The sequence below is a fragment of the Alteromonas sp. OM2203 genome (assembly GCF_048517045.1).
Lineage (GTDB): Bacteria > Pseudomonadota > Gammaproteobacteria > Enterobacterales > Alteromonadaceae > Alteromonas > Alteromonas gracilis.
This window is the reverse complement of record NZ_CP183209.1, coordinates 1311489-1324565: the sequence shown is the minus strand read 5'-3', so window position 1 is coordinate 1324565 and position 13077 is coordinate 1311489. Positions and strand designations below refer to the sequence as shown.

At 44.2% G+C, this 13077-nt stretch carries 12 protein-coding genes; 4 read left to right on the top strand and 8 right to left on the bottom strand.

The window, feature by feature from the left end; genetic code table 11:
• Positions 1-92: 92 nt before the first annotated feature.
• Positions 93-731: an endonuclease SmrB gene (smrB, locus tag ACM0P2_RS05905; RefSeq protein ID WP_159118175.1), complete on the top strand. Its 639-nt coding sequence runs from the start codon at positions 93-95 to the stop codon at positions 729-731.
• A gap of 3 nt (positions 732-734) precedes the next feature.
• Here smrB and ACM0P2_RS05900 read toward each other — a convergent pair whose 3' ends face one another.
• From ACM0P2_RS05900 to ACM0P2_RS05875, 6 genes are all read right to left on the bottom strand, one after another.
• Positions 735-860, bottom strand: coding sequence for a hypothetical protein (locus ACM0P2_RS05900; RefSeq protein WP_268891112.1), 126 nt, complete (start codon positions 858-860; stop codon positions 735-737).
• Between the two features lie 193 nt (positions 861-1053).
• Entirely contained in the window at positions 1054-1467 is a 414-nt protein-coding gene (locus ACM0P2_RS05895) for a hypothetical protein (protein ID WP_159118176.1), read from the bottom strand.
• 102 nt (positions 1468-1569) lie between these two features.
• The gene (locus ACM0P2_RS05890) at positions 1570-2028 is read right to left on the bottom strand and encodes a hypothetical protein (protein ID WP_159118177.1); all 459 of its coding nucleotides are present in this window, start codon (positions 2026-2028) and stop codon (positions 1570-1572) included.
• 297 nt (positions 2029-2325) lie between these two features.
• Positions 2326-2964 carry a hypothetical protein gene (locus ACM0P2_RS05885; RefSeq protein WP_159118178.1) on the bottom strand — a complete coding sequence of 213 codons (639 nt, stop codon included), beginning with the start codon at positions 2962-2964 and terminating at the stop codon, positions 2326-2328.
• Positions 2965-3031: 67 nt separating this feature from the next.
• Positions 3032-4630, bottom strand: a complete 1599-nt coding sequence (gene gshA, locus ACM0P2_RS05880) for a glutamate--cysteine ligase (RefSeq protein ID WP_159118179.1) — start codon at positions 4628-4630, stop codon at positions 3032-3034.
• Between the two features lie 74 nt (positions 4631-4704).
• Positions 4705-7575 carry a M16 family metallopeptidase gene (locus ACM0P2_RS05875; RefSeq protein ID WP_159118180.1) on the bottom strand — a complete coding sequence of 957 codons (2871 nt, stop codon included), beginning with the start codon at positions 7573-7575 and terminating at the stop codon, positions 4705-4707.
• A 295-nt stretch (positions 7576-7870) separates the two neighbouring features.
• Between ACM0P2_RS05875 and ACM0P2_RS05870 the strand changes: the two genes are divergently transcribed.
• From ACM0P2_RS05870 to ACM0P2_RS05860, 3 genes are all read left to right on the top strand, one after another.
• Positions 7871-8437 (top strand): Hpt domain-containing protein, encoded by a 567-nt coding sequence (locus ACM0P2_RS05870; protein ID WP_159118181.1) that lies wholly within the window; start codon positions 7871-7873, stop codon positions 8435-8437.
• Positions 8437-9222 (top strand): pseudouridine synthase, encoded by a 786-nt coding sequence (locus tag ACM0P2_RS05865; RefSeq protein WP_159118182.1) that lies wholly within the window; start codon positions 8437-8439, stop codon positions 9220-9222. Before ACM0P2_RS05870 ends, ACM0P2_RS05865 begins: the two co-directional genes overlap by 1 nt.
• 78 nt (positions 9223-9300) lie before the next feature.
• On the top strand, positions 9301-10257 hold the full coding sequence (locus ACM0P2_RS05860) for a ketopantoate reductase family protein (RefSeq protein ID WP_419227420.1): 957 nt from the start codon (positions 9301-9303) through the stop codon (positions 10255-10257).
• Between the two features lie 40 nt (positions 10258-10297).
• On the opposite strand, the gene lysS is transcribed toward ACM0P2_RS05860, so the two are convergent.
• Both lysS and prfB read right to left on the bottom strand, forming a co-directional pair.
• Positions 10298-11866 carry a lysine--tRNA ligase gene (gene lysS / locus ACM0P2_RS05855; RefSeq protein WP_105931805.1) on the bottom strand — a complete coding sequence of 523 codons (1569 nt, stop codon included), beginning with the start codon at positions 11864-11866 and terminating at the stop codon, positions 10298-10300.
• 23 nt (positions 11867-11889) lie between these two features.
• A protein-coding gene (prfB, locus tag ACM0P2_RS05850; protein WP_159118185.1) for a peptide chain release factor 2 occupies positions 11890-12988 on the bottom strand; the annotation gives its coding sequence in 2 pieces (ribosomal slippage) (positions 11890-12912 and positions 12914-12988; 1098 coding nt in all).
• Between the last annotated feature and the right edge of the window lie 89 nt (positions 12989-13077).

The following is a 13077-nucleotide window of genomic DNA, read 5'->3' as shown; positions in this document are numbered from 1 at the left end:
ACATAATTAACTACGTCCCGAATCTTTCTATTCGTTATAATTTAGGCGTTTTGTATTGTTTAACTCGAGTTTATTGACCAAACCTATTGCTGATGAAAACCTTTAAAAAAGAACTTAAAGCATTGAAGAAGCAGCTTTCTGAACCTAAACGCCAAACTAATCAGGCGAGGCATAGAAAAGCTAGCGATATAAATGCGGAGGAAGAAACCTTCTCATTTACCGATGCTATGAAGGGTGTAACGCCTTTATCACAAGATAAAATTGAGCCCAATAAGCAAGTTGAGTTGTTTAAAAAGTCTCAGCAAATAAAAGGTAAGCATTTAAAGCACAGTAAGCAATTAGCGGCGAGTTTCGACTTTTCCGATATGTACCAAGCGGCGCTGCCTCAAGAAGGTCCTATGCGTTTTTGCCAAGAGGGCGAATCTACACATATTTTAAAACAGCTGCGTCGCGGAGATTACTCGCCAGAAATGACGTTGGATTTACACGGCCTTACCCGTGAAATGGCAAAAATGGAACTAGCCGCGCTTATTCATACGGCAAGAAAAGAGCTAATAGACTGTGTTTGCGTAATGCACGGCTTTGGTCAGGGCGTACTGAAAGCCGCCCTGCCTCATTACCTTGTTCAGCATCCGCACGTGCGCGCTTTTCATCAAGCTCCGCTAGAATATGGCGGGCAAGCAGCGCTTTTAGTGCTGGTCGATATCCCGCTTCAGAACAACAAGCGCTAACGCTTATTTATTCTCATCAGCGCTATTGTGCATAAAGAGATAGGTGTAATACATCATCATCGCTACAATAATACCTATACCTAATAGTGAGCCCCATACCACAGGATCTTTCATCATCGTCCACAACATAATTTGTCTCCTCTTCAACTACGTTAATAATAGAAGAGGCGCGGTCTAAATAATGTGATCTAGATCAAACCCTATTTCCAGCACTTCAACGGCGCGATAATTTGTTGATCTGAGTCAAAATGCTATCGATACTAGGTCTCTATTTCCCATTCAAAGTATTTAAAGCCTTGTCATAATGAGCGTGATTAAATGCTTACTTGTAACGATTGAATAAATTCAGATCTCCCTCTCTACCAAGCAGTGCTTCTGCATTTCGGCAGAGTTTCTCCATCGACTCGCTAACTTGGATTTCAAAGTTGGGAGGAACTGCTCGCAGGCTATGTTGAAAAATTTTCGCGTTGACATGATTGGCAAGTAAAAGAAAACCACGACATCCATAAGTTCGAAGAAAGGGAAGCCTGGAACAAAGTTGAGACGCCGCCGTATGGGTAATAGTTAAACTTTTATCAGGAATAGAAAAAATGACCCATTCATCGAGCTTTTGTCCCGCTCGCGATATATTTTTAAACCATCCATCAACCGCTCTATCATCATAAACATTGCTTGGTATATCAAAAAGCACGTTATTCACATTGAAAAAACGATATTGGTGCTGACTTCCTACCATGGCTACCTCCTGTTAAGCCTGTAGAATAGTTAAGGCAACCGCCTTAACTAAGATCAATACTTTATGGCTTTATTAAACCCAGAAATAACTTATGTAAAGTCATTACTCTTTAACGCGGGCGCGTTGGTCTATTTTGCAGGCCTGCGTAGATATAAATAACTTATCGCTGAGCCATGCTTCCGCTTCTTCAGTAGCGTCGAAATATTTGTAAGGAAGCTGAGAAGACGCATAAACTCTCGACCAAAATATTTTCTGTAGCGCCTTCCCTTCAGATTCGTGTAACACAATCGCGGTAGCAATTAATCCGGTGGAGGTTGCCTTCGCCACAATGGCTTGACCTGAAATTGTCGCTTCCATCGGGGCCAACGCTAAACCATGTACGTTTACCAGACTCCCCCAACACGGTTGGTCAATTTTCTTTCTTTCGAGCCCTACTACCCCCTCATATTTTTGCATAAATTCAAGGTTGAACGGGCCTACAAGGTCAATAAATAATATGCCCTTGGCCTCTAGAAACTGCGCGCGAACTTCTCCATGCGCCTTAAATTTTTCTCTGTCCATACTTTCCTCCACTCGAAAAGTATAAGACACAGATAATTTTTTGCTTAATACTTTGACATTGAATATGGCCTTTTCGTAAAAAAATGTATTGAAAATCATTCTCATTTACAATATCTTGTAGATGCCTGTTCGACGTGAGTTAAAAAAACGGTCTTGGCTTAGCGTCGCTGAGGGATAGACGCCCGTCTATCCCTCATTTTTTTTCTAATCAAACTTGTTCTCTTACCTTTTTGAAAAGTATTTCAAAGCACAAAAAAACGCGACTAAATGCCGCGTTTTGATTTTGTAGTTTATGTTTTAACTAAACAGCTTCATAAACCAACCTTTCTGCAAGTCTTCCTCGCAGGTTTTAAGTTGAGTAGCATAGCGTAATGAACGTGCTTTAACTTTTGACGCGACTTTTTTAAGCCATGGTTTTCGGTCATAGCTTCTGCGCTTATATCCGCCCCAGCCCTCGTGATAATTTAAGTATTGGGCGTAAGCGTCCCATTTAGAAATGCCGTTCACTTTTTGCGACTTGTAAATAAACCAGCCCATGAAGTCGATAGCGTCTTCGAAATCATCACGATCTGCACCACTGTTATTGGTTTCCCTCATGTAGTCAGACCACGTAGGCGTTTTCGCTTGTGAATACCCATAAGCTGAACTCACCCGTCCCCACGGAATAAGCCCGAAGAACACATAATCACGAGGAGGAAGCGCATCATGGCGAAAGGAACTTTCCTGATACATCATGGCCATGGGTACATGAATAGGCACGCCCCATTTATCTCTTGCATCGGCAGCTGCATCATACCAATCGTCTTTTTCATAGAATATTTCGCACAAATTGCTGATGTCTTTAGGAGGCGTAGTTGCACATCCAGCGATAAGCAGAGGAAAAAGAACGATGAGTGTTGATAAAAAAACAACCAATTTTTTGAACTTTTGGTTCATAGCTTGTCTTAATTAATGTTCTAGTAAAATGTGTGTTTCCCTGGAACCCTTCGATGCCTGACTTATGTCAGGCATTTTTTTTTGCTGGAGGCTCAGCGAAATAGTCACGAATAAAAGTATCGAAGTCTTTAGTGTCAGCAGCTTCTATTTCTTTCTGCGCTGCAAACGACGTCTCCGCTTGCGCAGCAAACCCTGCAGCATCTGTATCGGTATACTCGAAAGACTTCATCTCAGCTTGATAGGCCTGGGCTAACTCTAAGCCTAGCACGCCATTATCTTTGTCGCTCTCTATCAAAGTGGAAAGTAATTTTCCAGACGGTGTTAACTCTGGGTTCTGCACTTTCTCAAATTCAGTTTTAACCGCTTGCGAATAACGAGATGTATCGTTAGCTAAGTCGAGAAGTTCCGCGGCTTGCTCAAATGAACTGAATAATGAAGTACACCAGTTGGGAAGAGAAATGTCTTCACCGCCGTTTTGAAGCAGCAGCTCCGGGCTACGTCCTTCAAGTACGACCTTGTTCATGTTTTCTTTCGCTTCTTTAAGCTGTGTTTCGTCTAGTTCTGGGCTTGGCATGAGCAAGCACGACACTAAAAACACATCTAAGAAATCAAACTGAGTCTGTGAGATACCTATTGCTGAAAATGGATTTACATCCAAGGCACGAACTTCAATATAGCTTATACCGCGGCGCACTAGTGCGTCTGTGGGTTTCTCCATAGACTGGGTTGGCTGCTTAGGACGTATCGGCGAGTACAACTCATTTTCTATTTGAATAATGTTGCGACTTAATTGCTGATAATTCCCTTCTTCTCCTGCAGCAAACTGGCTGAACCGAGAAGACGGAGTGTTCATAGCATCACGTAGTAGCTTGACGTAATTATCTAGCTGATTGTAGCAAATCTTAAGTGAAGACTGCTCTGCGCTTGTATACCCTAAATCGCTCATCCGCAAACAGGTTGCATAAGGCATATATACAGTACCCTTACCAACTTTCCTAAACGGAAGTGCATGTTGCTTTCCTTTCAAGAATGAGCCACACAGCGCAGGGGACGCTCCATATAAATAGGGAATTAGCCAACATAGACGGCGGTAATTGCGAATTAAACCAAAGTAATCCGAAGAAATTTGATCTTGTGAATACGCGTTACCATTGAGCTCTGCCCACAGCTTCCAAAAACTGTCTGGCAATGAAAAGTTAAAGTGAACGCCAGCTATGGCTTGCATCATGCTTCCGTAGCGGTTTTTAAGGCCAATACGATAAACACGTTTCATTTTACCAACGTTCGACTCACCAAAATAAGCAATAGGAATCTCGGCTTCATCTTGAATGAAGCAAGGCATACTTAGCGGCCAAATTTGCTCGTCACCAATATTGTTAATAACAAACTTATGGATATCTTTTAACTGAGAAATTGTTTTAGCAGCGCTGCTCTCTGGTGGCGTAATAAATTCAAGCAGAGATTCAGAAAAATCAGTGGTTATTGAATCATGGGTAAGCGCCGAACCTAATGGTTTTGGATGAGGAGTTTGTGCCAGCGTACCATTTGGATTGATACGCAGGGCTTCGCGCTCAACTCCGCGCTTAATATCTTTAAGCGCGGCGAGAAATTCGGGTGACTTTAGCGCAGCTATGCGCGCTTCAAAACGGGATAAGTCTACAGTCAAAATGGTGGTCCGTTATGTCAATATTGCCCCCAGTTATGGGGGACAATAGTATAAATTCAATAAAAATTAATCTATCAGTTTAACGTTTCTCGGGTGTTACTCTCTACTGACAACTCGATAATCGGCATCGATAGCGCGTTTAACTGGGGTAAAATTTTTGCTTTGTCGCCCACTACAATAATTTGCATCTTGTCTAGATTCAAATATTGCTTTGCCAACGCATCTATCGTTTTCTTGTCTATGTGGTTAATTATGTCTAGCTGCTCTTCTCGATAACCTTTTTCTAGACCATAGCTTAATAACTGTCTTAAGAAACGCGCTTTACTGGTTGGTGTTTCAAACTCAAGTGCATCACTTAACGTAAATGCATTACGCATGAACGCGATTTCTTCTTCTGTTACGCCCTCGGTGCGGTAGCGATTGATCTCTTTCAAGATTTCTGTGATACCCTCACCGGTGTTGACCGCTGTAAGATCTGTACTCACTTCGAACCACCCGAGTGTTTTACCACCGACAAAACCGCTATTAGCACCGTAAGTAAAACCTTTATCTTCTCGCAGATTTAAATTAATGCGACTATTAAAAGCGCCGCCTAATGGGAAGTTCATAAGCCGAGATTTGAAGTGATCGCCTGTTGCGTCAAAAGGTAAGCTTCTATCGACAATATAAACCACTGACTGTACGGCTTCAGGACTATCTATCAGGAAAATTTGATTTTCATCATACTTTGGAAATTCACTGTAATCAGCAAACTCATAAGTTTTACCTTGCCACTGCCCAATAAAATCGAGCGTGTTGACCATGGATTGTTTAGACAGGTTGCCAACGGCAACAATACTCGCCTTATCGGGTGAATAGTAGTTAGCGTAAAAACTTTTAACATCATTAAGCGTAATGTTTTGAACGGTTTCCAGTGTGCCTTCATCCGGCAAACTCACGCGATTTTCATCGCCAAACAAGATAAGATCTCTTGCTCGTCGCGCTAGGCTAGAAGGGGTTTGCGCTTGTTGCTGCAGTCCTTGTATCACCCGCTCTTTCATACGCGCGAAGTCTTCTTCGCTGAACGCTGGGTTGAACAGCTTTTCTTTTAACAGTGTCAGCGTTTCATCTAGATGCTTAGTGAGTGTAGATACATAAATTTGCGAGTACCTTCCTGCGGTACTAAAACGTATAGCACTGCCTAATTTAGCAAGTTCACTGGCCAGTTCTTCGTTACTGTAGTTTTTTGTTGTCTCGTTCATGAGCAGTGCCGTTAGGTAAGCTGTACCCGCTTTACCCTCTGGGTCTAGCAACATGCCACCGTCCATACCTATAGTTAGCGTTACCGTAGGCGTTTCTGTGCTGGTTACACCGAGTACTTCAATTCCGTTAGCAAGTTCAGCCTCCCAGTAGTCAGGCACATCAACGACTGGCGCTTCACCAGCTACAGGCATAACACTTCTATCAAAACTAGATGGTGCGCTACTGAACACTTCTTCATCAGTGACCTTCACAGTTTCAACGTCTATGTTTCTTATAGGGCGCTCAAAATTTTGTTCAGCCGCAGCAAGCGAGACCTGTCCCTTTGGCACGACGCTCAATACAACGCTATTTGCGTCTTTAATATACTTTTTATAAACGCGCATTACGTCTTCAGCTGTCACTGCATTGTAGCGCTCAATGTCTTCAGCAATCAGGTCTGGCGTTTGATAGAAAGTTTCATTCGCAGCAAGCGCAGAGACTTTGCCGGAAACGCTTTGCAAACCAAACACGGTGCGAGCCTCTATTTGCCCTTTTGTGCGGGCTAAATCGTCTGACGTTACACCACGCTGCTCAAACTCTTTGAGAGTTTCATTCAGCACATTCTGTAGCGTTAACAAAGAAGTGATTTTTGCAGGATTTGCTAGCGCTAAAAGTTGGAATTCACAGGCAAGTTCACGGCAAGGATGAGATACCACTGCTTGTACTGCAATGCCTTCTTTCACTAAATTTTTGTAGAACAATGATGTTTTTCCCCCGCCCAAAATATCAGCGAGCACATCAAGCGGCGCTTCATCTTCATGGCGACCATATACGGTGGGATAAGTAATTTGCAGAAGCGGAAGATGCACTTTATCTTCTAAAGTAATATAGCGCGTTTCTTTAAGCATCGCGGGCTGAGGCTTAGGTTCTTCTACCTTAGGACCCGCTGGAATTTCACCGAAATACTTATTAACCCACGCTTTGGTTTTGGCAACGTCGATATCACCACCAATGGTGAGAACGGCATTGTTAGGACCGTACCAGCGTTTAAAAAACGCTTTTAAATCATTAACATTAACTCGGTCTAAGTCTTCAACATAACCAATGGTCATCCAGGAGTAAGGGTGGCCTTCTGGGTATAGTGCCTCGCCATTGAGTTCAAAACGCAGCCCATAAGGTTGGTTATCTACTCGCTGTGCCCGTTCGTTCTTAACGGTCTCTCTTTGGTTTTCAAACTTGGTTTGATCTACGGCTTCTAGCAGGTAGCCCATACGATCTGATTCTAGCCATAACACCTTTTCTAACTGATTAGCCGGTACAGTTTCAAAATAGTTAGTGCGGTCGGTATTTGTGGTGCCGTTCAGATTACCGCCAGACTCGGTAATAACTTTAAAATGCTGCTCATCAGCAACGTGCTTAGAGCCTTGAAACATCATATGTTCGAAGAAGTGTGCAAAGCCAGATTTCCCTATATCTTCCCTCGCAGAACCTACATGATAAGTAACATCTACATGGACCAGCGGGTCTGAGTGGTCTTCATGAAGAATAACGGTAAGGCCGTTCTCTAGCTTATACTTTTCATAGGGTATGGATACGGCGGTTGTTGCAAGTTCTTGAGACGTCGCTTCGTTCTTAGATTGTTCTATTGACACGTGCTGACATGCCGCAACAAACATTACACCTATTGTGAGACTTAAAGTACGTAGGGTCAGTTTTCCTGACATGATGATTCCTTTTAAAATAACAACGCTTTTTCACTACAAAATTAAATTGAGAAGGCACTGATAACGTGAGCCGTATTTTGCAATAGCGAATTTCCGAAGATTACCAGACTTTTTAGCGCTTTACCTGTTTGGACTTTGTTATGATTGTATTAATTTATGTATTTCTGAAATACACTGACGCGATGAAGTCTTCATATACTACGTTTTGGCCAATGTAATCGGCAGACGTGATGTATGAAATAATCAATGATCTCCATTTGATACAAAAAACAAGTGGCTAAATAAGGATAAGCGCATGGATCAGTCAACAACAGTACTCGATATTGATTTCGGAATGTCTCAGTTGAGCGGGAACAAAAAACTTTTGTTTACTTTACTAGGCAAATTCACCGATGAATACCGTACTCTTGATGCCAGTTTGCAAGCCCATATTGCCAAAGGCGACTTTAACGAAGCCTACTCTCTTGTTCATACCCTAAAAGGCGTAACAGGTAATCTGGGGCTGTTTGCTCTACATAATGCTAGCAAGCCAGTAGAAAGCGCTTTTAGAAATGAAAATCGCGTAGCTGATGAATATCCCGTATTTTTAGGTCTGCTCAATGAAACGATCGCTGCGGTAGATGCACTAATTCAGGAGCCCGAAACAGAAGCACCGTCGTCAACCCAAGCGACTGGAGCCGCAGCTGAGCAAGCCAGAAAGCAATTACTGGCTGCGCTAAAAGCCAGTGAGTTCATAGCACAAGACAAACTAGATTATTGGCTTGATGCCATTGCTTTGCCTCAAGAAAAGCGTGCAGCTATCGTTGATGCGGTTGACGAGCTTGATTACGAAGAGGCCATTTCTGAGTTAGAAAATAGCTAGTGCAAGCTATTCCAATTATTTTTGAGGACGATAACGTCCTCATTGTTAACAAGCCTGTAGGCATTGCCATGCACGATGCTGTTGATGAAAATGGCGTAATTAAAGAAGGTAATGAAACGATAACACCCTGTGAAAACCTGAGTTCAACTGCACAGACAGATTCAAGAACAGATGGATTAGTCTCGCTTCTTAAAAAACAGCTTACACTAACAGAATTGCATCTGTGCCACCGCTTAGATACTGGTACATCAGGCTGTTTATGCCTTGCCAAAAACAGCCAAACAGCCGCCGAAATCGGCGCGCTCTTCTCATCTAGACGTGTAAATAAATACTATCTAGCCTTGAGCGCTCAAAAACCTAAAAAGAAACAAGGTATGATAATCGGCGATATGAAAAATCGTCGAGGTGGGCAACGTATCCTTCTAAAGACTCAGGAAAACCCCGCCATCACCCAGTTTTTCAGTAACGCGGCAAAGCCCGGAACTCGCGGTTTTATCGTTAAACCTCACTCGGGGAAAACCCATCAAATTCGCGTGGCGCTCAAAAGTATCGGCGCGCCAATTCTCGGTGATACACTATATGGGGGTGAGGCATCAGACAGGCTGTATCTTCATGCATGGCATTTGCACCTTCCTTTGTCTTCTGGTGAATTAGCAGTTACTGCACCTTTCGATACAGGTGAAGCAATCAACGAAGCCGATGTGCAGACTTGGTACAACGGGCTTAATGCACCAGAAACTTATCCATGGCCTTCTCTGCCCGCACGCTTTATGCCGGTGCGCTAGGAAAAATGCGCTACATGCTTAATAGGTGCCAATAGTCATAATAAAATAGAAGCTACTTTGAATGTTTAATAGATGCTAATGGGTAAACTACATATAGTTGGCGGCGGTGCCATAGGAAGCCTAATTGCTGCGAGCGCCCAGAAAAACGGCGTGCCGTATGACTGCTACCCCAGAAATAGAAAAAGCATGCCGTCATGGGCACAATGGCAAGATGGTCAAACCACCATGCTCAAGCCTGCCAAGTTTGAACCTGTCACGCTGGCAGAAACCGATGTGCTGATACTCCCCCTAAAAGTGTATCAACTTAAAGCAGCCTTATTGCAGTGGCTTCCCTATCTCACACAACAACCTACAGTAGTACTGCTTCACAACGGTATGGGCGGGCTTGAGGCCGCAACAGAGCTGTTAGGCTGTGACTATCCGCTGCTGCTTGCCACAACCAGTCATGGCGCGTTAAAAGTAAGCGCGTCGAGCGGCGATTTTCATGTTAAGTATACTGGCGTTGGCGCAACCCAAATTGGCGCGCCCCAAATTTACGCGCCTTCATGTGACAGTCCACCACCTGGCACGCTGTCAGCACTTTCACAAAAGAAGCCCCAGCTTGCCAACGCGATTGCCGCGTTACATGACGCACTCCCTCCTGTGCAATACCAAGGTAATATCTTAAAAGCGCTGTGGACGAAGCTGTCGGTTAATGCAGTAATTAACCCATTAACGGCGCTTCACAATATTCAAAATAAGTACATTGCTGATGCTCAATTTGAACAAAGCCGCAACGCAATCTGTGATGAGTTTACCCAAGTGGCGAATGCTTACGGGCTAGAGTTTGACGCCCAAGTAGTTCTTGAAAATGTGCTGTCTGTAGCCAAGGCAACCGGAGAAAACTACTCAAGTATGCATCAGGATGTTGCTCACGGTAGACAAACAGAAATAGACGCCATCAACGGTTACATTGTAGATATGGCAACAAAAAAGGGTATTCCCGTTCCCGAGAATACCCTTTTAGTAGAGCGTGTTAAGGCGCTGAAGCTTTAACAGCGCCGAGCACCTAAATCACGATATTTAAGGATTAAGATTATTCTTGTTCACCCGCTTCTTGCGCGTCTTTTGGCGCCTGAGGCTTCATGTGTGGGAACAAGATAACATCTTTAATTGTTGAGCTATCAGTAAATAGCATAGCTAGACGGTCAATCCCGATACCTTCACCCGCCGTTGGCGGCAAACCATATTCAAGCGCGCGAATGTAATCGTCGTCAAAGTGCATGGCTTCATCGTCACCAGCGTCTTTCTCTTCAACCTGCTTCGCAAAACGTTCCGCCTGATCTTCCGGGTCGTTAAGCTCGCTAAAGCCATTCGCTAACTCACGTCCACCTACAAAAAACTCGAAGCGGTCGGTAATGAATGGGTTGTTGTCGTTACGGCGCGCAAGCGGCGATACTTCCCACGGATATTCTGTAATAAACGTAGGTTGGATAAGCTTCTCTTCCGCGGTTGCTTCGAAGATTTCGCAAAGGTACTTACCCGCACCCCAAATACCGTCAACTTCAGGCTCTTTAATGTGGAGCTGTTTTGCCATCGCTTTAAGCGCGTCAAGGTTCGCCTCTGGATCGCGGATAGCTTCCTCGTTAGCTTCTGGCCAGTACTTAAGAATAGCTTCACCCATGCTTAAGCGATCAAACGGCTTACCAAAGTCGTATTCAACTTCTGACGTCACATTACCATCGGCATCTTTGGTTGTGTTCTTGATGATGCTTGTACCTAGAATATCTTCTGCTAACGTGCGCAGCATATCCTCTGTAAGGTTCATCAGGTCGTTGTAGTCTGCATACGCTTGGTAGAACTCAAGCATAGTAAACTCTGGGTTGTGACGGGTTGATAAGCCTTCATTACGGAAGTTACGGTTAATTTCGAACACGCGCTCAAAACCACCAACCACTAGGCGCTTAAGGTAAAGCTCTGGTGCAATACGCAGGTACATATCGATGTCTAGCGCATTGTGGTGAGTCACAAACGGCTTCGCGGTCGCGCCACCAGGAATAACCTGTAGCATTGGCGTTTCTACTTCAAGGTAGTCACGCTCGGTAAGATAATTACGAATACCGTTTACGATCTTGCTACGGATCATGAAGGTTTTGCGGGTTTGTTCGCTTGTGATCAAGTCAACGTAGCGCTGGCGATATTTCGTTTCCTGATCGCTCAGACCGTGGAATTTTTCTGGCAATGGACGAAGTGCTTTGGTGAGCAACTCGTATTGCTCCATGTTCACGTAAAGATCGCCTTTACCTGACTTATGTAGGTCACCCGCCACGCCAATAATGTCACCAATATCTAGTGCACCATATTTTGCTTTGAGGGCTTTTTGCGTGTCTTTATCCGCGTATGCCTGAATGCGACCAGTCATATCTTGAAGCAGCATGAAAGGACCACGCTTAGCCATAATACGGCCAGCGATGCTTACTTTGTTACCCTGTTCTTGCAACGTTTCTTTGTCGAATTCACCGAACTTAGCTTGAAGCTCATCCGCATAGTTTTCGCGACGGAAGCTGTTTGGGAAACCGTTTGCACGGCACTGCTCGCGAATAGCGCTTAGCTTTGCACGGCGCTCTGCAATCAATTTGTTATCGTCTGTTTGTTGGTCAGTCATAACCTTTCACTTCGTTGTTCGGTTTACAGCCCAGATTTCAGGCTGGCTTCAATAAATTTGTCCAAGTCGCCATCTAGCACGGCTTGAGTGTTGCGTGTTTCCACGCCAGTGCGCAAATCTTTAATGCGAGAGTCGTCTAATACATAAGAGCGTATTTGACTTCCCCAGCCGATATCAGACTTGCTATCTTCCATCGCTTGTTTTTCGGCGTTTTGTTTTTGCAGTTCAAACTCATAAAGTTTGGCTTTTAACTGCTTCATCGCCTGATCTTTGTTTTTGTGCTGCGAGCGGTCGTTCTGACACTGCACCACAATGCCCGTCGGCTCGTGAGTAATACGTACCGCAGAGTCCGTTCTGTTAACGTGCTGGCCACCCGCGCCCGATGCGCGATAAGTGTCTATACGTAAATCAGACGGGTTAATTTCAATATCGATGTCATCATCAATTTCTGGATATACAAACGCTGATGAAAACGACGTATGACGGCGGTTGCCCGAGTCAAACGGTGATTTACGTACCAAGCGGTGAACACCTGTTTCCGTACGTAGCCACCCAAACGCATATTCGCCCTGAATACGCAAAGTTGCGCTTTTAATCCCGGCTACATCACCGTCTGATACTTCAATCAGTTCAGTTTTAAAACCGTGGGCTTCACCCCAACGCAAATACATGCGCAGCAACATATTGGCCCAATCTTGTGCTTCTGTACCACCAGAGCCCGACTGAATATCAATATAGCAATCGTTTTCATCGTTAGGACCGGAGAACATGCGGCGAAACTCAAGCACTTCTAGCTGCTCAATTAAGCCTTCAAGCTCAGTTTGTGCCTCAATAAAGGTATCTTCATCTTCGGCTTCAACGGCCAATTCGACAAGACCTTCAACGTCTTCAGTTCCCTGGTCGAGCTTGTGGATCGTTTCTACGATTTGCTCTAGGGCCACTTTTTCTTTGCCAAGCGCCTGTGCTCTGTCTGGCTCGTTCCAAACGTCAGGGCTTTCTAACTCTCGGCTAACTTCTTCTAAACGCTCTGACTTTGCATCAAAGTCAAAGATACCCCCTAAGCGCTTCGGTGCGCTCGCGGATATCTTTTATCGCATTAGTAACGGGGTTTATTTCAAACATAGTCCGCTTATTTCGTTAAAAATTTAAGACCGCGGATAGTACCGAATTTAGAGGAATTTTGATAGGGGTTGGCGTAAATATTGCGACGC